Origin of the sequence: Bradyrhizobium sp. HKCCYLRH2060 (assembly GCF_051168135.1) — a bacterium.
Taxonomy (GTDB): domain Bacteria; phylum Pseudomonadota; class Alphaproteobacteria; order Rhizobiales; family Xanthobacteraceae; genus Bradyrhizobium.
This window is the reverse complement of sequence record NZ_JBNPUK010000008.1, coordinates 131,066-152,686: the sequence shown is the minus strand read 5'-3', so window position 1 is coordinate 152,686 and position 21,621 is coordinate 131,066. Positions and strand designations below refer to the sequence as shown.

Annotated in this window: 20 protein-coding genes; 2 read left to right on the top strand and 18 right to left on the bottom strand. The window is 65.0% G+C overall.

The genetic code is table 11. The features are described from left to right. Positions 1-10: 10 nt before the first annotated feature. Positions 11-1,516, top strand: a complete 1,506-nt coding sequence (locus ACQR10_RS17605; RefSeq protein ID WP_316181338.1) for a sugar ABC transporter ATP-binding protein — start codon at positions 11-13, stop codon at positions 1,514-1,516. Between the two features lie 10 nt (positions 1,517-1,526). Further along, positions 1,527-2,564: an ABC transporter permease gene (locus ACQR10_RS17600; protein WP_315799708.1), complete on the top strand. Its 1,038-nt coding sequence runs from the start codon at positions 1,527-1,529 to the stop codon at positions 2,562-2,564. Between the two features lie 285 nt (positions 2,565-2,849). Here the strand turns inward: ACQR10_RS17600 and mtnK are convergent, their stop codons facing one another. The 18 genes from mtnK to ACQR10_RS17510 all read right to left on the bottom strand — a co-directional run bounded on the left by mtnK (position 2,850) and on the right by ACQR10_RS17510 (position 21,612). After that, complete coding sequence (gene mtnK, locus ACQR10_RS17595; protein WP_410051446.1) at positions 2,850-4,151, bottom strand: S-methyl-5-thioribose kinase; 1,302 nt, start codon at positions 4,149-4,151, stop codon at positions 2,850-2,852. A gap of 103 nt (positions 4,152-4,254) precedes the next feature. Beyond that, positions 4,255-4,530, bottom strand: coding sequence for a DUF1467 family protein (locus ACQR10_RS17590; protein WP_315799707.1), 276 nt, complete (start codon positions 4,528-4,530; stop codon positions 4,255-4,257). 15 nt (positions 4,531-4,545) lie between these two features. Next, positions 4,546-4,950: a methylmalonyl-CoA epimerase gene (gene mce / locus ACQR10_RS17585; RefSeq protein ID WP_316181340.1), complete on the bottom strand. Its 405-nt coding sequence runs from the start codon at positions 4,948-4,950 to the stop codon at positions 4,546-4,548. 46 nt (positions 4,951-4,996) lie between these two features. Further along, complete coding sequence (locus ACQR10_RS17580) at positions 4,997-6,667, bottom strand: ribonuclease J (RefSeq protein WP_315799705.1); 1,671 nt, start codon at positions 6,665-6,667, stop codon at positions 4,997-4,999. Continuing rightward, positions 6,668-7,471: a biotin--[acetyl-CoA-carboxylase] ligase gene (locus ACQR10_RS17575; protein WP_315799704.1), complete on the bottom strand. Its 804-nt coding sequence runs from the start codon at positions 7,469-7,471 to the stop codon at positions 6,668-6,670. Continuing rightward, complete coding sequence (gene nuoN / locus ACQR10_RS17570; protein ID WP_316217859.1) at positions 7,472-8,899, bottom strand: NADH-quinone oxidoreductase subunit NuoN; 1,428 nt, start codon at positions 8,897-8,899, stop codon at positions 7,472-7,474. A 28-nt stretch (positions 8,900-8,927) separates the two neighbouring features. Further along, the gene (locus ACQR10_RS17565; protein ID WP_316217858.1) at positions 8,928-10,436 is read right to left on the bottom strand and encodes an NADH-quinone oxidoreductase subunit M; all 1,509 of its coding nucleotides are present in this window, start codon (positions 10,434-10,436) and stop codon (positions 8,928-8,930) included. Continuing rightward, the gene (gene nuoL, locus ACQR10_RS17560; protein ID WP_315799701.1) at positions 10,433-12,508 is read right to left on the bottom strand and encodes an NADH-quinone oxidoreductase subunit L; all 2,076 of its coding nucleotides are present in this window, start codon (positions 12,506-12,508) and stop codon (positions 10,433-10,435) included. Before nuoL ends, ACQR10_RS17565 begins: the two co-directional genes overlap by 4 nt. A gap of 65 nt (positions 12,509-12,573) precedes the next feature. Next, positions 12,574-12,882 carry an NADH-quinone oxidoreductase subunit NuoK gene (gene nuoK / locus ACQR10_RS17555; protein ID WP_006611001.1) on the bottom strand — a complete coding sequence of 103 codons (309 nt, stop codon included), beginning with the start codon at positions 12,880-12,882 and terminating at the stop codon, positions 12,574-12,576. Next, positions 12,879-13,517, bottom strand: coding sequence for an NADH-quinone oxidoreductase subunit J (locus ACQR10_RS17550; protein WP_316181344.1), 639 nt, complete (start codon positions 13,515-13,517; stop codon positions 12,879-12,881). Before ACQR10_RS17550 ends, nuoK begins: the two co-directional genes overlap by 4 nt. 9 nt (positions 13,518-13,526) lie before the next feature. Next, complete coding sequence (gene nuoI, locus ACQR10_RS17545) at positions 13,527-14,015, bottom strand: NADH-quinone oxidoreductase subunit NuoI (RefSeq protein WP_006611003.1); 489 nt, start codon at positions 14,013-14,015, stop codon at positions 13,527-13,529. A gap of 7 nt (positions 14,016-14,022) precedes the next feature. Continuing rightward, positions 14,023-15,093 carry an NADH-quinone oxidoreductase subunit NuoH gene (gene nuoH / locus ACQR10_RS17540; RefSeq protein ID WP_315799700.1) on the bottom strand — a complete coding sequence of 357 codons (1,071 nt, stop codon included), beginning with the start codon at positions 15,091-15,093 and terminating at the stop codon, positions 14,023-14,025. A 10-nt stretch (positions 15,094-15,103) separates the two neighbouring features. Further along, positions 15,104-17,173 carry an NADH-quinone oxidoreductase subunit NuoG gene (nuoG, locus tag ACQR10_RS17535; RefSeq protein WP_316217857.1) on the bottom strand — a complete coding sequence of 690 codons (2,070 nt, stop codon included), beginning with the start codon at positions 17,171-17,173 and terminating at the stop codon, positions 15,104-15,106. A 100-nt stretch (positions 17,174-17,273) separates the two neighbouring features. After that, positions 17,274-18,599, bottom strand: coding sequence for an NADH-quinone oxidoreductase subunit NuoF (gene nuoF / locus ACQR10_RS17530; RefSeq protein WP_316181348.1), 1,326 nt, complete (start codon positions 18,597-18,599; stop codon positions 17,274-17,276). Between the two features lie 19 nt (positions 18,600-18,618). Continuing rightward, a complete protein-coding gene (locus tag ACQR10_RS17525; RefSeq protein ID WP_316217856.1) occupies positions 18,619-18,834 on the bottom strand; it encodes a hypothetical protein in 216 nt (71 codons plus the stop codon). Continuing rightward, entirely contained in the window at positions 18,831-19,442 is a 612-nt protein-coding gene (gene nuoE / locus ACQR10_RS17520; RefSeq protein WP_315799696.1) for an NADH-quinone oxidoreductase subunit NuoE, read from the bottom strand. Before nuoE ends, ACQR10_RS17525 begins: the two co-directional genes overlap by 4 nt. 14 nt (positions 19,443-19,456) lie before the next feature. Then, entirely contained in the window at positions 19,457-20,416 is a 960-nt protein-coding gene (locus ACQR10_RS17515; RefSeq protein ID WP_315799695.1) for an FkbM family methyltransferase, read from the bottom strand. Then, the gene (locus tag ACQR10_RS17510; RefSeq protein ID WP_315711546.1) at positions 20,416-21,612 is read right to left on the bottom strand and encodes an NADH-quinone oxidoreductase subunit D; all 1,197 of its coding nucleotides are present in this window, start codon (positions 21,610-21,612) and stop codon (positions 20,416-20,418) included. The genes ACQR10_RS17515 and ACQR10_RS17510 overlap by 1 nt, the downstream gene beginning before the upstream one ends. Positions 21,613-21,621: the final 9 nt, after the last annotated feature.

Below are 21,621 nucleotides of genomic sequence, written 5' to 3'. Positions count from 1 at the left end.
GTCGCCTCCCATGTCGAACAGCCGCCCGCCGCTTCTGGAACTGCAGGACATCACCAAGTCGTTCGGCGGCGTCACCGCGTTGCGCGGCGTCGACTTCACGCTTCGCCCCGGCGAGATCCATGGTCTCGTCGGGGAGAACGGCGCCGGCAAGAGCACGCTGATGAAGATCATCGCCGGCGTGCATACCGGATTCTCCGGCCGCTTCCTGCTCGACGGCCGCGAGGTTCACTTCAACTCTGCCCGGGATGCCCGTGCAGCCGGCATCGCCATGGTCCATCAGGAGCTGAGCGTCGCCCCGGATCTCACGGTGGCCGAGAACGTGTTTCTCGGCAACCAGCCGACCAATGCGCTGGGCATCGTGCAGTGGCGCCGGATGGCGCGCGAGGCCGCCGAGCAGCTCAAGCGCCTTGGCATCGACGCCGATCCGATGAGCCGGCTCGGCGATCTCCCGATCGGCGTGCAGCAGCTGATCGAGATCGCGCGCGTGCTGTTCTCCGGCGCCCGCATCATCATCCTGGACGAGCCGACCTCGGCGCTGTCGCCGCCCGAGGTCGAGCGGCTGTTCGCGGCGCTGCGCAAGCTACGCGAGCAAGGCACGGGGATCATCTTCATCTCGCACTTTATCGAGGACATCCTGCTGATCTCCGACGAGGTCACGGTGTTCCGCAACGGCCGCAAGATCATGGAGACGCGTGCTGCCGACACCAGCAAGGCCGCGCTGATCGAGGCCATGATCGGCAAGGGACGCGATGCGCTGGAGGACAGCTACACCCACGACATCACCCTGCCCGCGCCGACGGCCGGCAAGCCCGTGGTCGTCGAAGCCGACGGCCTGTCGCTGGCGCGCAATCTGAAGCGCGTCTCGTTCGCCGTGCGTGCCGGCGAGGTGCTCGGCATCTACGGCTTCATGGGCTGCGGTCAGCTCGAGCTGGCGCGAATCCTGTTCGGCAAGCTTGCACCTGACGCCGGCGAGTTACGAATCGCCGGCCAGCGTAACCGCTTCAAGAGCACGGCGGATGCGCGCCGCGCCGGCATCGCCTTCGTGCCGGAGAGCCGCCGCGACATGCTGTTCCTGCAGGAGCCCGTCTACAAGAACGTCTCGATCAGCATCCTCGACCGAATCAACGCGGTGCTGCTGAAGCCCGCACACGAGCGCGCGCTCGCGAAGCGCCAGGTCGAGCAGTTGCAGATCCGGCCTGCCGATGTCGAGATCGACCTCGGCCTGCTCTCCGGCGGCAACCAGCAGAAGGTGGCGCTCGCCAAATGGCTCAGCCATCCGCCGCGGCTCCTGGTGTTGTGCGAACCGACGCGAGGCATGGATGTCGGCGCCAAGAGCGACGTCATCCAGATCGTGCGGCAGCTGCGCGACCAGGGCATCGCCGTGATCGTGCTCTCGACCGAGCCGGAGACCGTGCTGTCGCTGGCCGATCGCGTCATCGTGCTCAAGCGCGGCGAGGTCGTGCGCGAATTCGCCGGCGAGACCATCAGCAAAGACCGTCTGCTCGAGGCGGCGTAGGGAGATTGTCATGGCGCATGGCGAGACCGTTCCGATGCCGGAGGCGCAGCCGCGGCGCGCCGGCGGGGTCGCAGCGCTGCTGCGCTCACAGATGCGCAACATCGCGCCGTTCCTGACGCTGATCTTCCTCACCGCGTTCTTCGCGATCGCAAGCCCATCTTTCGCAACGCTCGACAATGTCGGCAACATCCTGACCCAGGTATCGGTCACCGGCATCATTGCGGTGGGCCTCACCTTCGTCATCCTGTGCGCGGAGATCGACCTGTCGATCGCCGCCATCGCCAACGTCACCGGCATCGCCGTGGCCTACTTCACCCTGCAGGAGTCCTACGTCAACATCGCCAACCTGCCGATGCCCGGCTTTGCCGCCATCCTGCTCGCGCTCGCGCTGTGCGCGCTGCTCGGCGTGGTCAACGCCTTCGGCCTGACCGTGATCGGCATTCCCTCGTTCATCATGACGCTCGCGATGATGCAGATCGCCGCAGGCATCTCGGCGATGCTGGTGCGCGGCCAGATCGCCTACAAGGTCCCGCCCATCATCACGACGCTCGGTTCAGGCTCGATCGCGGGCGTGCCCTGGATCGTGATCGTGGCGGCGCTGATGCTGCTGCTCGGGCACCTCGTGCTGACCTACACGCGGTTCGGCCGCTACGTCTACATGGTCGGCGGCAACCGCGAGGCGGCGGAATATTCCGGCCTGAACGTCAAGCTGATCCTCGGCAGCGTGATGGTGATCTCGGCCGTGTGCTCGGGAATCGGCGGCATGCTCGGCGTGGCGCATTTCGGCAGCGCGCAGCAGAACGAATTCGACACCTACCTGCTGGACTCGATCGCTGCCGTCGTGGTCGGCGGCACCAGCCTGTTCGGCGGCCGCGGCGGCATCGGCAACACCATCGTCGGCCTGTTCGTGCTCGGCGTCCTCAACAACGGCCTCGACCACGTCAACATCGACAGCTTCCTGAAAATCCTGATCCGCGGCCTGATCCTGCTGGCGGCACTGGTGATCAACGTCTACGCACAACGGCTGCGCGCCAAGGCGGCGGACTAACTGGGATGCCGTAGGGTGGGCAAAGCCGCCGCCCGCAGGGCGGCAGCGTGCCCACCGTCCATCAGCAAGCTTGGTGCGAAAATGGTGGGCACGGCGCGGGAAAGAACGAGGCCGAGCTGATGCATCGCGGCGCGCCTTTGCCAACCCTACGCACCTGCTTCCATCATTGCGAGCGAAGTGACATGTCCGCCGAAGGCGTAGGCGGAAGCAATCCAGGGCGTCACGCGCGCCTCCGGATTGCTTCGTCGCTTCGCTCCTCGCGGTGACGGGAGCCTCTGTCGAGGTCTAGAACCCCGGCTGCCAATGACGCAGCTCGCGCGCGGCCTTCGTTACCGTGTCGATCGACGTAAACGATGCCGTCTCAAGCATCAGCGTCCGCGCGAGCCGCAGCGCCCTCGCCTCACACACCGCGCGCTGCTTGGCATCCTCGATCAGCTCGAAGTCGATGTTGTGCGCGAGACCCAGGATGCGGCGGATGATCTTCGCCGCCGTGAAGCCGACGGCATCCTGGAACAATCCGGCCATGTATGCCTGACGCTCCGTCTCCAGCCGTGTCGCTCCCGCCTCGCCCGGAAACAGCGACGGCGGATAGGCATCACCGGTCGCCTCACTCCGCCACAGCGCCAGGAACTTGTCGGCAAACCCGGTCCAGACTTCATCGACAGTCGCAAGCACCCAGCTTTCGAAGGCGTCCCTACTACCGCGCTCCTGCTCATGTCCTTCGGAGGCGAAATACGTCATCAGCAAATTGGCCAGCACGGCACCGACGTCAAAACCCATCGGGCCGTAGAAGGCGAATTCCGGATCGATCACCCGGGTCTCGGTATTCGTCACCATGATCGATCCCGTGTGCAGATCGCCATGGATCAGCGCCTCGGCGCATGACAGGAATTTCAGCTTGAGCCGGGAGATCGCGACGTGCAGATCGAGATCGGCACGGATCTCGGCGGCCGTGGCGTCGAGCCACGGTGACGTCCAGCGATTCTGCTCGGCGATGCGATAGGGGTCGGTGAAGATCAGGTCCTCGGTGATCTTGCACAGCGCATGATTGCCGGCAAAGCTCGCAATCGCATCCTTCTTCGCGGCGGCAGACAGCGCGAGGTCGGACGAGAAGAACAGCGTCCGCGCCATGAAGGTCGTGATGTGATCGACGAAGGCCGGGTAGATCGTGCCCGCGACCAGTCCCCTGCGCATGATGATGTGCGGCTCGAGCAACTCCATCGCCGTCAGCGCCAGCGCCGGATCATGATGAACGATGGCCGGCACGAGGCCGGGGGCGAGGCGATTCTGATGCGTCAGCGCCAGATGCTCGTAGTGGGCGCGTGACAGCGGCAGCGGCCAACTCTCGCCGACCAGCCGCACGTAAGGCAGCGCCTGCTTCACCGCGAGTCCGCCGGACGATCCCTTGACGATGAAGACCAGATTGAGGTTGCCATCGCCGACCTCGGTGATCGACCAGCGTTCAGCCGGTCCGCCGAGTTGCCCTGCAACCGAAGGGATCCCTGCGAGATAGTTTCGAAGATCAATCTCGTTCAGAATGCGATAGCCCGATGGCGTCCCGTTCCGGGCCTCGGCCGATGTCATCACGCTCAACCTCCCTGTCGGTCTTGTTTTGACCTCCTATAGCAAAAAAGCCGACGCGCGTCCGCGCATCGGCTTCGAGAGGACGTTGTGCAATGCAAGTGGGGGGCTAAAACGGAATTCCCATCAGCCGTGACAGCCGCTCGATGCTGAGATAGCCGGCCTGATAGGCCAGGAGCGCCAGGCCGAACACGACCGCCGACAACAGCGTGGTCCAGATCAAGCGGCGCCCCATCAGGCTGATGGTCGGCGCGCCGGGATCGGTGCCGGGCGAACCGCCGCCCGTCTCGTGCTGGCTACGCACGCCGAACGGCAGGGTCACGAACAGCATGACCCACCACAGCACGAAGTAGATCGCAAGCCAGGTTGAGATGATGTAGGCCATGATTGCCCCCGCTGCTCAGGCCTGCTCGATCTCGACGAGCGCGCCGGAAAAATCCTTCGGATGCAGGAACAGCACCGGCTTGCCATGGGCGCCGATCTTCGGCTGGCCGTCGCCGAGTACGCGGGCGCCCTCCTTGATCAGCGTGTCGCGCGAGGCGATGATGTCAGCCACTTCGTAGCAGACGTGATGGATGCCGCCATCGGCATTGCGCTCGAGAAATTTGGCGATCGGTGACGCCTCGCCCAGCGGCTGGATGAACTCGATCTTGGTGTTGGGCAGGGTCACAAACACGGTGATCACGCCATGCTCCGGCAGCGGCACCGCGGGGGAGATCTCGGCACCGAACGCCGCGCCATAAATCCTGGCAGCCTTTTCGGCGTCCTTGACCGCGATGGCGACGTGGTTGAGCCGGCCCAGCATGACTTCCTCCACTTTTTCTTTTGAACGGCCGTTCTGTTGGCCCGCGTCAGACTTCCAAGACATGGACGAGGCAGATCGGCTTCTTGCCCCACTGCTCGTTCACCGTCGAGCGCACCGCCCGCCGCACGGATTCCGCCGCGGCATCGGGATCACGACGCCGCGCGCGTGGCAGTCCTTCGAAGGTCGAGACGACCGCGTCGAACACGATGTCGTCCATCGCCTCGCCTGCCGCATTCTTCTCGGGGATGCCGACCATGTCGACTTCGGGATCGTCGGCCAGCTCGCCCTTCTCGGTGATGGCGAGCGCGACGAAGATGCAGCCGGCAAAGGCCATCTTGCGGCGCTCGACCACGGCGCGCGATTTCGAGTCCTCGACGATGCTGCCGTCCTTGTAGAGCCGTCCCGCCGGCAGCTCGTCGATGATCCCGGGATCACCGGGGCCGAGCTTGACCAGGTCGCCGTTGCGGCAGGTGATCACCTTCGGCACGCCGCAGGCGCGCGCCAGCCTCGCATGCTCATGCAGATGCAACGCTTCGCCATGCACGGGGATCAGGAGCTGCGGCCGCGTCCACGCGATCATGTCGCGCAGCTCGTCGCGGCGCGGATGGCCGGAGACATGAACCAGATGGTTGCGGTCGGTGATGATCTCGATGCCCTGCTGCACCAGCCCGTTGATGACGGCACCGACCGCCTTCTCGTTGCCGGGAATGGTGCGCGACGAGAAGATGACGGTGTCGCCCTTGTTCAGCGTCACCAACGGATGGTCGTCATTGGCGATGCGCGCCAGCGCGGCGCGCGGCTCGCCCTGGCTGCCGGTGCACAGCGCCAGCACCTTGTCCGCGGGGAAGTGGCCGTAGAGATCCATGCCGCGGAAGTTCTGCACGCCGTCGAGATAGCCGGTTTCGCGCGCGACCTGGACCACCCGCTCCATGGCGCGGCCGACGATGACGACCTCGCGCTCCGCCTCACGCGCTGCCTCGGCGACAGCGCGGATGCGCGCGACGTTGGAGGCAAAGGTGGTGACGGCGACGCGGCCCTTCGCTTCCTTCACCAAAGCCGCGATCGTCTTGGCGACTTCGGCCTCGGACGGCGAGCGTCCCTCGCGCACCGCGTTGGTGGAGTCGCCGATCAGCGCCAGCAGCCCGGCGTCGCCGAGCTCGCGCAGCCGCTTCTCATCGGTCGGCGCACCCAGCACCGGCGTCGGATCGATCTTCCAGTCGCCGGTGTGCAGGACGGTACCGACCTCGGTATGGATCGCCAGCGCATGCGATTCCGGAATCGAATGCGCGACGGGGATGAACTCGACGTTGAACGGACCGATATCGACGCGGCCGCCGGAAGGAATCACCTTGACCGGAATCTTGGCCGGCAGGCGCTCGGCCTCGCACTTGGCCTCGAACAAAGCGGCGCTGAACTTGGTCGCGTAGATCGGGCATTTCAGCCGCGGCCACAGGTCGATGATCGCGCCGAAATGGTCCTCATGCGCATGGGTCAGCACGAGACCGACGAGGTTGTTGCGCTCTTTCTCCAGGAAAGCGACGTCGGGCATGATCAGGTCGATGCCCGGCAGATGCTCCTCGTCGCCGAAGGAGACGCCGAGATCGATCGCGAGCCAGGACCGCTGGTGGCGGTTGCCGAGGCCGTAGATCGACAGGTTCATGCCGATCTCGCCGACGCCGCCGAGCGGTGCAAAAGTCAGTTCGTCGGGACGTGCCATCTAGACCGCTCCTTGGGAGGCGACCGAGCCGAAATGAACATCGCCTGCCGTGATCGGCTCCAATCGTCCCTCCGCGGTCCGCACCAGCATACAACCCTGTTCGTCGATCGTGTCGAAAATCCCCTCGATGATAGCATGTCCGGACCTGATGGCGACGGGCTGCCCGAGGCCGGCCGCCCGCTCCAGCCAGAGCCGGCGAATATCACCGAAGCCCCGGCCCTCGTTCCAGATGCCGAAATATTCGACCCAGGCGTCAGACAAGGCCGCGAACAAATCCTCGGCAGCCACCTGGATGCCGAGGTCCGCCAACGAGACCGCCGGTGTCGGGGTATCCGGCGGCGCCGCCACCACGTTGGTTCCGATGCCGGCAACCACGGCGAGCCCGCCAGCCACCTGCTCCGCTTCGAGCAGCATGCCGACGATCTTGCGGCCGTCGGCCAACACGTCGTTGGGCCATTTCAACGCAAAGGCCACGCCGCCTCCGGACCGCAGCGCAGCCTCGAGGCTCACCTGGCGCAACGCGGCCTCGATGGCCAGGCCCGCGGCGAAGCCGAGGGTGGCGGCCACGGCGGGAGCCACGTTCAGCACTTCGAGCACGCTCGAGGCCAGATTGCCGCGCGGCGCGATCCACGGACGCTGGCGACGGCCGCGCCCGGCCGTCTGCTCCGACGTGACGAACCAGCACCGCGCCTTGCCGCCCTCTCTGGCCGACTTCAGCGCCTCGACGTTGGTCGACCCCGCCTGATCGAACGTGACGAGCCCGTAACCTGCCGCAGCGGCACGGGACCCGAGAGCAAACGCCATCTAGAACAGCGACTTCGCCGCGGCCGCAGCCGCGCTGACCAGCGGGCCGGGATAGGCGAAGAACAGGATGTTGAAGATGCCGGAGATCGCGAGCACCGTGCGCAGCTCGATCCTGACCGGATCGAGCGTCGGCAGCGGCTCGTCGAAATACATCGTCTTGACGATGAGCAGATAATAATAGGCGCCGACCACGCTGGTCAGCACGCCGATCACCGACAGCGTGAACAGCCCGCCCTTGATGGCGGCGACGAACACGTACCATTTCGCGAAGAAGCCCGCGAGCGGCGGAACGCCGGCCAGCGAGAACAGCAGCATCGCGAAGAAGAAGGCGAGCAGCGGATTGGTGCGCGACAGCCCCGAGAAATCGCTGATCTTCTCGAACGACTGGCCGTTCCGCTTGATCGCCATGATCACCGCGAAGGAGCCGAGCGTCATCGCGACATAGATCGCGATGTAGGTCAGCACGCCCTGCGCGCCCTCGACCGTGCCTGCGGCGAGGCCGACCAGCGCGAAGCCCATATGGCCGATCGACGAGTAGGCCATCAGGCGCTTGATGTTGGTCTGTCCGATCGCGGCGAACGAGCCGAGCGCCATCGAGGCGATCGAGACGAACACGATGATCTGCTGCCATTGGAAGGTGATGCCCGGGAACGCCGTCAGCGCGACGCGCGCGAACACGGCGATCGCCGCGACCTTGGGCGCGGAGGCGAAGAACGCCGTCACCGGGGTGGGCGCGCCCTCATAGACGTCCGGCGTCCACATGTGGAACGGCACCGCCGAGACCTTGAAGCACATGCCGGCGAACAGGAAGACGAGGCCGAAAATGATGCCGACGCTGCCGGTCTTGGTGGCAGCCGCGATCCCGGCAAAGCTCACCGTGCCGGTGAAGCCGTAGATCAGCGAGGCACCATAGAGCAGCATGCCCGACGACAGCGCACCGAGCACGAAGTACTTCAGGCCGGCCTCGGTCGACTTGACGTTGTCACGATGGCTGGCCGCGACGACGTAGAGCGCGAGCGACATCAGCTCGAGACCCAGATACAGCGAGATCAGGTCGCCGGCCGAGATCAGGACAAGCATGCCCAAGGTCGAGAGCAGCACCAGGATTGCATATTCGAAGATGCGGCGGTCCGGCTTGGACAAGAATTCCGCCGACATCACCAAAGTCGCGATCGAGCCGATGATCGCCAAAATCTTCAGGAAGCGCGCGTAGCTGTCAGCGATGAAGCTGCCGCCGAAGGCCTGGCCGCCCGGCTGCCTGAAGACGAGGATGCCGACCACGATCAGCAGAGCAACCGCCAGCCAGGTGACGAGCCCCGTCGTCCCCTGCCCGCGAAACGCGCCCAGCATCAACAGCGCCATGGCCCCCACGGCCAACAGCAGCTCCGGCAGCACCAACCAAAGCTGAGGCCCAAGATTCTCGATCATCGTCTCTGTCCCGACCCCAAGGGTCTCATCATTGGAGCAGCGCGGCGGCCTTTACGGCCGTCACGGCGGTATTGTAGTTGGTGACGAGCTGCTGCACCGACGCCGCCGACATGTCGAGGATCGGTTTCGGATAGACACCGAACAGGATGGTCAGCGCCACCAGCGGAAACAGGATCACGCCTTCACGCAGCGTGAGGTCCTTGATGCTGGCGAGCGACGGCTTGGTCAGCGCACCGAACACCACCTTGCGGTACAGCCACAGCGCATAGGCTGCCGACAGGATGACACCGAAGGTCGCGAAGAACGCGGTCGGGATCGACACCTTGAAGGTGCCGAGCAGAGTCATGAACTCGCCGACGAAGCCGGAGGTGCCGGGCAGGCCGACATTGGCCATCGTGAACACCATGAACACCAGCGCGTAGACCGGCATCCGGTTGACGAGGCCACCATAGGCCGCGATCTCGCGGGTGTGCATCCGGTCGTAGACGACGCCGACGCAGAGGAACAGCGCGCCGGAGACAATGCCGTGCGAGATCATCTGGAACACGCCGCCCGCGACGCCCTGCATGGTGCCGGCGAAGATGCCCATCGTCACGAAGCCCATATGCGCCACCGACGAGTAGGCAATGAGCTTCTTGATGTCCTCCTGCATCAGCGCGACCAGCGAGGTGTAGATGATCGCGATGGCCGAGAGTGTCCACACCAGCGGCGCGAAGTCGTGCGAGGCCAGCGGGAACATCGGCAGCGAGAAGCGCAGGAAGCCGTAGCCGCCCATCTTCAGGAGGATCGCGGCCAGGATCACGGAGCCCGCCGTCGGCGCCTCGACATGCGCGTCCGGCAGCCAGGTATGAACCGGCCACATCGGCATCTTCACCGCAAAGGAGGCGAAGAAGGCCAGCCATGCCCAGGTCTGCAGGTTACGCGGCACCACGGTGTGCATCAGCGTCGGGATGTCGGTGGTCCCTGCGTTCCAGTACAGCGCCATGATGGCGAGCAGCATCAGCACCGAGCCGAGCAGCGTGTACAGGAAGAACTTGAACGAGGCATAGACCCGACGCGGACCACCCCAGACGCCGATGATCAGGAACATCGGGATCAGGCCGCCCTCGAAGAACAGGTAGAACAGCACGAGGTCGAGGGCCGAGAACGTGCCGACCATCAGCGTTTCCAGGATCAGGAACGCCATCATGTATTCGCGCAGGCGGTTGGTGACCGACTTCCAGCTCGCCACGATGCAGAACGGCATCAAGGCGGTGGTCAGGATCACGAACGGCAGCGAGATGCCGTCGACACCCATGTGATAGCTGATGCCGGCCGCCAGCCAGTTCGACTTCTCCACGAACTGGAAGTCGGTCTGTCCGGGATCGAAGCGCAGCACCAGGATCACCGACACCGCAAAGGTGATCAGCGTGGTCCACAGCGCGATCCAGCGCGCATTGCGCCGGGCCGCCTCGTCGTCGCCGCGGACCAGATAGATCAGCAGCGCGCCGACGATCGGCAGGAAGGTGACGACGGAGAGAATTGGCCAGGTGGTCATTGCTGGCCCCCCATGAACATGAACCAGGTGATCAGGCCGGCGACGCCGATCAGCATGGCAAAGGCGTAATGATAGAGGTACCCGGTCTGGATCTTGACGACGTTGCGCGTGATGTCGAGCACCCGCGCCGAGACACCGTCCGGACCGAATCCGTCGATGACGAAGCCGTCGCCCTTCTTCCAGAGGAAGCGGCCGAGCCACTTCGCCGGACGGACGAAGATCACGTCATACAGCTCGTCGAAGTACCACTTGTTGAGCAGGAACCTGTAGAGCAACGGTTGCTGCGCGGCGAGCTCCTCCGGGATGTCCGGACGTCTGACGTAGAAGAAGTAGGAGACCACAAATCCCAGCACCATCATGACGAAGGGAAGCTGAGCGAGCCAGGCCGGCATGTGCTCCATGTCTTCGAGAATGTGCGGGTTCATCTTCAGCGACTCGCCGAAGAAGTGCTCGACGCCATGAGGATCGGTGAACACGCCCTTGAACGGGAGCCCGGCCAGGATCGAGCCGGCCGCGAGCACGCCGATCGGGATCAGCATCCAGATCGGGCTCTCATGCGCGGCATCATAATGATGCTGATCGTGCGGCGTGCCGAAGAAAGTCTTGAACACCAGGCGCCAGGAATAGAACGAGGTCAGGCCGGCGGCGACAATGGTGAGGAAATACGCGTAGGTCGCGAACGGATTATGCGCGGCGTACGCAGCCTCGATGATCGCATCCTTGGAGAAGAAGCCGGCGAAGCCGGGGAAGCCGGTGAGCGCGAGGGTGCCGACCGTCATCACCGCGAAGGTGTACGGGATCTTGCGCCACAGGCCGCCCATGTTGCGGATGTCCTGCTCGTGGTGCATCGCGTAGATCACCGAGCCGGAGCCCAAGAACAGCAGCGCCTTGAAGAAGGCATGCGTGAACAGATGGAACATGCCGACCGAGTAGGCCCCTGCTCCCATCGCCACGAACATGTAGCCGAGCTGCGAGCAGGTCGAGTAGGCGACGATGCGCTTGATGTCGTTCTGCACGAGGCCGACGGTCGCCGCGAAGAACGCCGTGGTCGCGCCGAAGAACATCACGACGGCCTGCGCGTTCGGCGCGAGCTCGAACAGCGGCGACAGGCGCGCCACCATGAACACGCCGGCGGTGACCATGGTCGCGGCGTGGATCAGCGCAGAGACCGGGGTCGGACCTTCCATCGCGTCCGGCAGCCAGGTGTGCAGCAGGAACTGCGCCGACTTGCCCATGGCACCCATGAACAGCAGCAGGCAGGTCAAGGTCAGCGCGTCGGCGTGCCAGCCGAGGAAGTTGATCGTCGCCTTGCCAGCCAAGCTCGGCGCGGCGGCGAAGATCGTCTCGAAGTCGGTCGACTTCGTCAGCAGGAAGATCGCGAAGATGCCGAGCGCGAAGCCGAAGTCGCCGACGCGGTTGACGACGAAGGCCTTGATCGCGGCCGCGTTGGCCGACGGCTTCTGGAACCAGAAGCCGATCAGCAGGTAGCTGGCGAGACCGACGCCCTCCCAGCCGAAGAACAGCTGCACGAGGTTGTTCGCGGTCACCAGCATCAGCATCGCGAAGGTGAACAGCGACAGATAGGCGAAGAAGCGCGGACGGTTCGGATCCTCGTCCATGTAGCCGATCGAATACAGATGCACGAGCGAGGACACGCTGGTGACCACGACCAGCATGACGGCCGTCAGCGTATCGACGCGCAGCGCCCAGGAGACCTGCAGCTCGCCGGAATTGATCCAGGGCAAGAGCTCCTTCACCCCGGCCTCGTGATGCATGAAGCCAACGCTGATCAGCATCGCCCAGGACAGCCCGGCCGAGACGAACAGCAGCGCGGTGGTGATCGCCTGCGCCGCCCAAGTGCCGGCCGCGGGCGGCTCTGCGACATGATGGTCGTCGTGCCCATGACCGTGATCGTCATGTGCGTGCGCGTCGGCGGCGCCATGGTGATGGCCGTCGTCGTGATGATGCTCGACCACATCGCCGCTCGGATGGCGTCCATGCGCCCCCAGCAGCGCGATCAGGCCGGCCAGGATCGCGCCGAGCAGCGGCAGAAAGACAATGGCCTGGATCATTCGCCCATCCCCTTACGCATGACCTTGCCGGCAAGCCGGCCCCCATCTGTGCGGATCATGCGTCCTTAGCCCTTCATCAGATTGACGTCTTCAACCGCAATCGAGCCGCGGTTGCGGAAGTAGACCACCAGCACGGCAAGGCCGATCGCGGCTTCCGCCGCCGCAACGGTCAGGACCAGCAGCGCGAACACCTGGCCGACGATGTCGCCGAGGAAGGTCGAGAACGCCACCAGGTTGATGTTGACCGCGAGCAGGATCAGCTCGACCGACATCAGGATGACGATGATGTTCTTGCGGTTCAGGAAGATGCCGAGGATGCCGAGCGTGAACAGCATCGCCGCCACGGCGAGGTAGTGTCCCAGTCCGATGGTCATTTCACCCACTCCGCGGCATCCGTGTCCTGCAGCCCCTGCCCGACCGCGACCTTGCGCACCGCCATCGCCATCTCCGGCGTGCGCGCGTTCTGGACGTTGATGTCCTGGCGCTTCACGCTGGCCTTGTGGCGCAGGGTCAGCACGATCGCGCCGATCATCGCCACCAGCAGGATCATGCCCGACAGCTGGAAGTAATGGATGTACTTCGTATAGAGCACCAGGCCGAGCGCCTCGGTGTTGGTGACGTTGGTCGGGATCGCCGCCGTGATCGCCTTCGGCGTCGTCGGGTTGATGACCCAGTACGACACCGTCAGCAGCAGCTCGAACAGGAAGATGCCGCCGATCACGAGACCAATCGGCATGTACTGCAGGAAGCCCTCGCGCAGCTCGGTGAAGTCGACATCGAGCATCATGATCACGAACAGGAACAGCACGGCGACCGCGCCGACATAGACGACGACCAGGATCATCGCCAGGAACTCGGCGCCCATCAGCACGAACAGGCCCGAGGCGTTGACGAAGGCGAGGATCAGATAGAGCACCGAGTGAACGGGATTCTTCGAGACGATGACCATCACGGCCGAGGCCACGCAGACCGCCGCGAACAGGTAGAAGAAGAGCGCAGAAAGGATCATCGGACGGCCTCAGCGGTACGGCGCGTCGAGCGCGATGGCTTTGGAGATCTCGCGCTCCCAGCGGTCGCCGTTCGCGAGCAGCTTGGCCTTGTCATAGTAAAGCTCCTCGCGGGTCTCGGTCGCGAACTCGAAGTTCGGCCCCTCGACGATGGCGTCCACCGGACAGGCTTCCTGACACAGGCCGCAATAGATGCACTTCACCATGTCGATGTCGTAGCGCACCGTGCGACGGGTGCCGTCGTTGCGGCGCGGGCCGGCCTCGATCGTGATCGCCTGCGCCGGGCACACGGCCTCGCACAGCTTGCAGGCGATGCAGCGCTCCTCGCCATTGGGATAGCGGCGCAGCGCATGCTCACCGCGAAAGCGCGGCGAGATCGGGCCCTTCTCGAACGGATAGTTCAGGGTCGGCTTCGGCTGGAAGAAGTAGCGCATCGCGAGGAAGAACGCGGAGACGAACTCCTGCAGCAGCAGCGACCGTGCGGTGGCGGAGATGTTCATGACAGCCTCATTTCGGCGCGATGCCGGCGAATTGCAGCACGCCCGCGACGATCACCACCATGGCCAGCGACAGCGGCAGGAACACTTTCCAACCAAGGCGCATCAACTGGTCGTAGCGGTAGCGCGGCACGATCGCTTTCGCCATCGCGATCAGGAAGAACATGAAGAACAGCTTGAGCGAGAACCAGATGACGCCCGGCACCCAGTTGAACGGCGGCAGATCGATCGGCGGCAGCCAACCGCCCAAGAACAGGATCGTGGCCAGCGCGCACATCGTGGTGATCGCGACATACTCGCCGAGCATGAACAAGAGATACGGCGTCGAGCCGTATTCGACCATGAAGCCGGCGACGAGCTCGGATTCAGCTTCGACCAGGTCGAAGGGCGGGCGGTTGGTCTCGGCGAGCGCCGAGACGTAGAACACCACGAACATCGGGAACAGCGGCCAGACGTACCAGTTCAGGATCGTCAGCTGCGGCAGGCCGATCAGGCTCGCAAGCCCGCGGGCGTGCTGCGCCTCGACCACCGCCGACAGATTCAGGGTGCCGGCGCAGAGCAGCACGGTGATGATCACGAAGCCGATCGAGACCTCGTAGGACACCATCTGCGCCGCCGAGCGCAGCGCCGCCAGGAACGGATACTTCGAGTTCGACGACCAGCCGGCCATGATGATGCCGTAGATCGACAGCGACGAGATCGCGAAGATGAAGAGGATGCCGACATTGATGTCGGCGATCGCCCAGCCGAGATTGGTCGGGATCACCGCCCACGCCGCCAGCGCCAGCACGCAGGACACCAGCGGCGCCAGCAGGAACACGCCCTTGTTGGCGCCGGCCGGAATGATCGGCTCCTTGAGCACGAACTTCAAGAGGTCGGCGAACGACTGGAACAGGCCCCAGGGCCCGACCACGTTCGGACCCCTGCGGATCTGCACCGCCGCCCAGATCTTGCGGTCGGCCAGCAGGATGTAGGCGATCGCGACCAGGAGGACGACGAGCAGCAGCACGCTCTGCGCGATCATGATGATCAGCGGCCAGAGGAAACCGGTCCAGAATGAGCTCGCAAAGAAATCAGCCATCAGGTCACGCTCACTCCGCTGCCGTCAGCATCTGCCCAGAGGCCAGGCGGGAGCATTCCGCCATGACTGCCGAGGCACGCGCGATCGGGTTGGTGAGATAGAAGTCATCGATGACAGGCTTGAACGGCGCCTTCTCGAGGCTGCCGCCCTTGCCCGCCAGGGTCTTGATGTCGGCGATCTTGCCCGCCTCGATCTGGTCGATCCGGCCGAGATGCGGCACGGCCTTGATGATCGCAGCGCGCAAGCCGGCCAGCGAGTCGTAGCCGAGCTTCCTGCCGAGCACGTCGGACAGCGCCCGGATGATCGCCCAGTCCTCGCGTGCCTCGCCCGGCGGGAATGACGCCCGGCCCGTCATCTGCACCCGGCCCTCGGTGTTGACGAAGAGACCCGACTTCTCGGTGTATGCGGCGCCCGGCAGGATGACGTCGGCGCGATGCGCGCCACGGTCGCCATGGGTGCCGATGTAGACAGTGAACACGCCCTCGGGCACCTCGACCTCGTCGGCGCCCAGCAGGAACATCACGTCCATGGTGCCGAAGGTCGTCATCTGCGCAGCCGTCAGGCCGGTGCCGTTGAAGCCGATGTCGAGCGCGCCGACCCGCGACGCGGTGTCGTGCAGCACGGCAAAACCGTTCCAGTCGTCGCGCACGGCGTTGACGTCCATCGCGATCTTGGCCGCGAGCGACAGGATCGCCGCGCCATCGTGACGCGCGACCGCACCGGCGCCGACCAGCACGATCGGATTCTTGGCGTTGCGGAACGTGGTCGCAAACGAGTGCTTGCCCGCGGCGACGTCGCTCAGGGAGTCCGTGCCCGCGCCAATGTGCTCATAGGCATAGGTGAGATCGGCCTTCGGGCCGACCACGCCGACCTTGAGCTGACCCGACCGCCAGCGCTTGCGGATGCGGGCGTTGAGCACGGCCGCTTCCTTGCGCGGATTGGCGCCAACGATCAGGATCGCGTCGGCCTGCTCGATGCCGGCGATGGTCGGATTGAACAGATAGGATGCGCGGCCGAGCTTGGCATCGAAGCTGTCACCGCCCTGCACGGCGACGTTGGTCGAGCCGAGCTTGGCAAGCAGATCCTTGAGCGCGAACATCTCTTCGACCGCGGCGAGATCGCCGGCGATCGCGCCGATGCGCTTGCCGTCGATGCGCGACAGCTTGGCGGCAATCGCCTTGAATGCCTCAGGCCAGGAGGCGGCGCGCAGCTTGCCATCCTCGCGAACGTAGGGACGATCGAGCCGCTGCGTGCGCAGGCCGTCGACGACATGGCGGGTCTTGTCGGAGATCCACTCCTCGTTCACGGCATCGTTGATGCGCGGCAGGATGCGCATCACCTCGCGGCCGCGGGTGTCGACCCGGATCGCTGAGCCCACGCCGTCCATGACGTCGATCGACTGCGTCTTGCCGAGCTCCCAGGGCCGCGCCGCGAAAGCATAGGGCTTGGAGGTCAGCGCGCCCACCGGGCAGATGTCGACCAGATTGCCCTGCAGCTCCGAGCTCAGCGCCTGCTCGAGATAGGTCGTGATCTCCACGTCCTCGCCGCGGCCGATCGCGCCCATTTCCGGCACGCCGCAGACTTCCGCCGAGAAGCGGACGCAGCGCGTGCACTGGATGCAGCGGTTCATCGAGGTCTTGACCAATGCGCCGAGATATTTGTCCTCGACCGCGCGCTTGTTCTCGGCGAAACGGCTGGTGTCCACACCATAGCCCATCGCCTGGTCCTGCAGGTCGCACTCGCCGCCCTGGTCGCAGATCGGGCAGTCCAGCGGATGGTTGATCAGAAGGAATTCCATCACGCCTTCGCGCGCCTTCTTGACCATCGGCGACCGCGTCGAAATCTCCGGCGGCTCACCCTTCGGACCCGGCCGGCAGTCGCGCACGCCCCAGGCGCAGCTCGCGACCGGCTTCGGTCCGCCCTTCACCTCGACGAGGCACATCCGGCAGTTGCCGGCGATCGACAGCCGCTCATGATAGCAGAAACGCGGGATCTCGGCGCCCGCCGCCTCGCACGCCTGCAACAGCGTGTACTCCGGCGGCACATCGATCTCTTTGCCATCGATGATGATCTTGGTCATAGCCTCACATCTCTCTCAAACCACGGACCACCGCGCCGCTGCGCACCGTGAGGGCGCGAGCGCGGGGGAAAACCTTGCTGGCGGACCGGACCGCCATCGCCTACTCCGCCGCCACCATGTGCGCGGGATCGCGCACGCCGACGTCGTCGACATCGGCCTTGTGCGAATACTGGTCGATGCGCGCCTCGATCTCGTGACGGAAATGCGTGATCAGGCCCTGGATCGGCCAGGCCGCGGCGTCACCGAGCGCGCAGATCGTGTGTCCCTCGATCTGCTTGGTGACCTCCAGCAGCATGTCGATCTCGCGCTTGTGCGCCCGGCCCTCGGCCATGCGCGTCAGCACGCGCCACATCCAGCCGGTGCCTTCGCGGCACGGCGTGCACTGGCCACAGCTCTCATGCTTGTAGAAATAGGAGATACGCGCGATCGCCCGAATCAGGTCGGTCGACTTGTCCATCACGATCACGGCCGCGGTGCCGAGGCCGGAGCGCAGCTTCGACAGGCTGTCGAAATCCATCGGCGTATCGATGATCTGCTCGGCCGGCACCATGCGCACGGACGAGCCGCCGGGGATGACCGCCTTCAGATTGTCCCAGCCGCCACGGATGCCGCCGCAATGCTTCTCGATCAGCTCGCGGAACGGGATGCCCATCGCCTCTTCGACGTTGCAAGGCCGCTCGACGTGACCGGAGATGCAGAACAGTTTTGTGCCGACATTGTTCGGACGGCCGATGCCGGCGAACCACGCGGCGCCGCGGCGCAGGATGGTGGGCGCCACCGCGATCGACTCGACATTGTTCACCGTGGTCGGGCAGCCGTAGAGGCCGACGTTGGCCGGGAATGGCGGCTTCAGCCGCGGCTGGCCCTTCTTGCCCTCCAGGCTCTCGAGCAGCGCCGTTTCTTCGCCGCAGATATAGGCGCCGGCGCCGTGGGCGACGTAGAGATCGAACGGCCAGCCGTGGATGTTGTTCTTGCCGATCAGGTTGGCCTCATAGGCCTGGTCGATCGCCGCCTGCAGCCGTTCGCGCTCGCGGATGAACTCGCCGCGCACATAGATGTAGCAGGCATGCGCGTTCATCGCGAAGCTGGCGAGCAGGCAGCCCTCGACGAGATGATGCGGATCGTGCCGCATGATCTCGCGATCCTTGCAGGTACCGGGCTCGGACTCGTCGGCGTTGACCACGAGATAGCTCGGCCGGCCGTCGGTCGATTCCTTCGGCATGAACGACCATTTCAGGCCGGTCGGGAAGCCGGCGCCGCCGCGGCCGCGCAGGCCCGACGCCTTCATCTCGTTGATGATCCAATCGCGGCCCTTCTCGATCAGGCCCTTGGTGCCGTCCCAGCTGCCACGCCGGCGAGCGCCTTCGAGGCCCCAATCGTGCAGGCCGTAGAGGTTGGTGAAGATGCGGTCCTTGTCGTCGAGCATCAGACGGCTTCCTCGAATGTCAGCGGTTCGACTGCATGGTGGCGATGAAGGCGGCACAGCCGCCGAACACCAAGGCCCACAGCAGACTGGACTCCAGCGTCGCGTTGAGCGCGAACCGCTGCAGCACGAAAATGAAAGCGGCGGCAGCAAGCGTATGCAGCGCCACGTAGCGCCAGTTCTTCATTGCGGCGACCTCTTGGGTCAGGGCCGCAACGCGGGTGCGATCGCGGCTCATGTCTTCTCCTTCAACGTGGTCGGACCGCCGGCGGGCGCCGAGAACTGGCGACCATTCTGCGGGCCGGGCGTCGGCAGATTGCCGGTCGCGAAACCGTCGAGCACCTTGCCGAAGCTCTCCGGTGTCAGGTCCTCATAGGTATCCTTCCAGATCTGCACCATCGGCGCATTCACGCAGGCGCCCAGGCACTCGACCTCTTCCCAGCTGAAGTCGCCGTCCTTCGACAGGTGGAAGGGATCATGATGGATGCGATGCTTGCAGACCTCGATCAGCTCTTCGGCGCCACGCAGCCGACACGGCGTGGTGCCGCACACCTGCACATGCGCCTTCTTCCCGACCGGCTGGAGCTGGAACATGGTGTAGAAGGTCGCGACCTCGAGCACGCGGATATAGGGCATCCCGAGCATGTCGGCGACGACGCGGATCGCAGCCTCCGACACCCAGCCGTCGTGCTGCTCCTGGGCCCGCCACAAGATCGCAATCACCGCCGAGGCCTGGCGGCCTTCCGGATATTTCGCGATCTGCGCTTTGGCGAAGGCAAGGTTCTCGTCCGTGAACGCAAAGCTCGCGGGCTGAACTTCCTTCGGGGCAAGACGGCGGACGGACATGGCTCTTCAATCTTTCATTGCATGCGGCGCGCGGCGTCTGCATTGAGCGCTGCGACGCGATTCTGCCAGAAGGCACTTGCAGTTCCGAACACGTTATAGCCGACGTGGGCGGAAGCCTTGATGCGGTCGAGGATCGACAGCTCCGTCACGATCTCGAAGCGGCCGCTCGCGGGGTCGTAGACCATCAGCTGCATCGGCGTCTGATCGAGGATGTAGCGCGACACCGTATGGTTGCGGTCCTGGCCGTGCTCCTCGCACAGGATCATGCTGTCGGTCGCCAGCAACCGCGCGCCGCCCTTGATCGCCTCGATCTCGACGCCCTCGACGTCGAGCTTGATCAGGTACTTGCCGGACGCGGCGACCTTGCCGTCGTCGATCAGATCGTCGAGCGCCATCACCGGCACCCGCTCGCCGTCGGCGGCGCCGCCCGCAATGCTGAAGGCCTCGTGCTTGGTGCCAGTCAAATAGGCCGTGCCGCGGCTGGCGCCGATCGCGCACTTCATCACCTCGAAGCGGCCGGCATTGATCCGGGCGTTGTTGGCGAGCTTGGCGAAGTTGGCCGAGGACGGCTCAATCGCGATCGCCTTGTGCGCACCGTAGGGCGCGCTCGAGACCAGCACCGACCAGTAGCCGTAATTGGCCCCGCCATCGATGAAGGTGTAGTCGACATCGACAGTGCCGAGAAACAGGATCTCGAGCTCGTCCTCGTAGTGATAGTCGCGGTTGAGCAGCTTGCTCCAGTAGCCGTCGCCATAGGGAAACTCGAACACGGCGTCCGGGTTGAGCTTCACCGCGATATCGCGTTCGGGCAGCGCCAGGCGCAACAGGTTGGCGCAGCGGTTGTAGCCGCGATGCGAGAAATGCGACGAGATCTTCGAGCCGGTCGACAGCGCCAATGCAGCCGTGCGCTCCCAGAGGTTCGCTCCTTCGAGCGCTCCGGACGCACGATCGAACTGGATCGGCGCATGGCCCATCAGCGGTCCACCTCTCCGAACACGATGTCGAGCGAGCCCAGGATGGCCGAGACGTCGGCGAGCAGATGGCCGCGGCAGATGAAGTCCATCGCCTGCAGATGCGCGAAACCCGGAGCGCGGATCTTGCACTTGTACGGCTTGTTGGTGCCGTCAGCGACGAGGTAGACGCCGAACTCGCCCTTCGGCGCCTCGACCGCCGCATAGATCTCGCCGGCGGGGACGTGCACGCCCTCGGTATAGAGCTTGAAGTGGTGGATCAGCGCTTCCATCGAGCGCTTCATCTCGCCACGGCGCGGCGGCGCGATCTTGTTGTCGGTGATCATCACCGGGCCCTGCCCGTCCGGTGCACGCAGCTTCTGGATGCACTGCTTCATGATACGCACCGACTGGCGCATCTCTTCCATGCGGATCAGATAGCGGTCGTAGCAGTCGCCGTTCTTGCCGATCGGAACGTCGAACTCCATCTCGGCGTAGACGTCATAGGGCTGCGACTTGCGCAGGTCCCAGGCCGCGCCCGAGCCGCGCACCATCACGCCCGAGAAGCCCCACTCCCAGGCCTGCTTCAGGGTGACGACGCCGATGTCGACGTTGCGCTGCTTGAAGATGCGGTTTCCGGTGAGGAGCCGGTCGAGATCGTCGACCACCTTCAGGAACGGATCGCAGAATGCGTCGATGTCGTCGATCAGCTTCGGCGGCAGGTCCTGGTGGACGCCACCGATGCGGAAGTAGTTGGCGTGCATGCGCGAGCCGGAGGCGCGCTCATAGAACACCATCAGCTTCTCGCGCTCCTCGAAGCCCCACAGCGGCGGGGTCAGCGCGCCGACGTCCATCGCCTGGGTGGTGACGTTGAGCAGGTGCGACAGCAGCCGTCCGATCTCGGAGTAGAGCACGCGGATCAGCTGGCCGCGGCGCGGCACCTCGATTCCGAGCAGGCGCTCGGCCGCGAGGCAGAACGCATGCTCCTGATTCATCGGCGCGACGTAGTCGAGCCGATCGAAATAGGGCATCGCCTGCATGTAGGTCTTGGTCTCGATCAGCTTCTCGGTGCCGCGATGCAGCAGGCCGATATGCGGATCGACGCGCTCGACCACCTCGCCGTCCAGCTCCAGCACCAGGCGCAGCACACCGTGCGCCGCCGGATGCTGCGGGCCGAAATTGATCGTGAAGTTGCGGAGGGCCGGGCTCTGCTCGTTCATGCTCGCGCT

Coding starts and splice junctions, on each gene's coding strand:
- ACQR10_RS17600 (WP_315799708.1), top strand. CDS start 1,527: ATGGCGCATGGCGAGACCGTTCCGATGCCGGAGGCGCAGCCGCGGCGC.
- nuoG (WP_316217857.1), bottom strand. CDS start 17,173: ATGACCAAGATCATCATCGATGGCAAAGAGATCGATGTGCCGCCGGAG.
- nuoL (WP_315799701.1), bottom strand. CDS start 12,508: ATGATCCAGGCCATTGTCTTTCTGCCGCTGCTCGGCGCGATCCTGGCC.
- ACQR10_RS17525 (WP_316217856.1), bottom strand. CDS start 18,834: ATGAGCCGCGATCGCACCCGCGTTGCGGCCCTGACCCAAGAGGTCGCC.
- ACQR10_RS17510 (WP_315711546.1), bottom strand. CDS start 21,612: ATGAACGAGCAGAGCCCGGCCCTCCGCAACTTCACGATCAATTTCGGC.
- nuoI (WP_006611003.1), bottom strand. CDS start 14,015: ATGAACATCTCCGCCACCGCACGGTCGCTGCTGCTGCAGGAGTTCGTC.
- nuoH (WP_315799700.1), bottom strand. CDS start 15,093: ATGGCTGATTTCTTTGCGAGCTCATTCTGGACCGGTTTCCTCTGGCCG.
- ACQR10_RS17565 (WP_316217858.1), bottom strand. CDS start 10,436: ATGACCACCTGGCCAATTCTCTCCGTCGTCACCTTCCTGCCGATCGTC.
- ACQR10_RS17605 (WP_316181338.1), top strand. CDS start 11: ATGTCGAACAGCCGCCCGCCGCTTCTGGAACTGCAGGACATCACCAAG.
- nuoE (WP_315799696.1), bottom strand. CDS start 19,442: ATGTCCGTCCGCCGTCTTGCCCCGAAGGAAGTTCAGCCCGCGAGCTTT.
- nuoN (WP_316217859.1), bottom strand. CDS start 8,899: ATGATCGAGAATCTTGGGCCTCAGCTTTGGTTGGTGCTGCCGGAGCTG.
- ACQR10_RS17590 (WP_315799707.1), bottom strand. CDS start 4,530: ATGGCCTACATCATCTCAACCTGGCTTGCGATCTACTTCGTGCTGTGG.
- ACQR10_RS17515 (WP_315799695.1), bottom strand. CDS start 20,416: ATGGGCCATGCGCCGATCCAGTTCGATCGTGCGTCCGGAGCGCTCGAA.
- nuoK (WP_006611001.1), bottom strand. CDS start 12,882: ATGACCATCGGACTGGGACACTACCTCGCCGTGGCGGCGATGCTGTTC.
- nuoF (WP_316181348.1), bottom strand. CDS start 18,599: ATGCTCGACGACAAGGACCGCATCTTCACCAACCTCTACGGCCTGCAC.
- ACQR10_RS17550 (WP_316181344.1), bottom strand. CDS start 13,517: ATGATCCTTTCTGCGCTCTTCTTCTACCTGTTCGCGGCGGTCTGCGTG.
- mce (WP_316181340.1), bottom strand. CDS start 4,950: ATGCTGGGCCGGCTCAACCACGTCGCCATCGCGGTCAAGGACGCCGAA.
- ACQR10_RS17580 (WP_315799705.1), bottom strand. CDS start 6,667: ATGGCACGTCCCGACGAACTGACTTTTGCACCGCTCGGCGGCGTCGGC.
- ACQR10_RS17575 (WP_315799704.1), bottom strand. CDS start 7,471: ATGGCGTTTGCTCTCGGGTCCCGTGCCGCTGCGGCAGGTTACGGGCTC.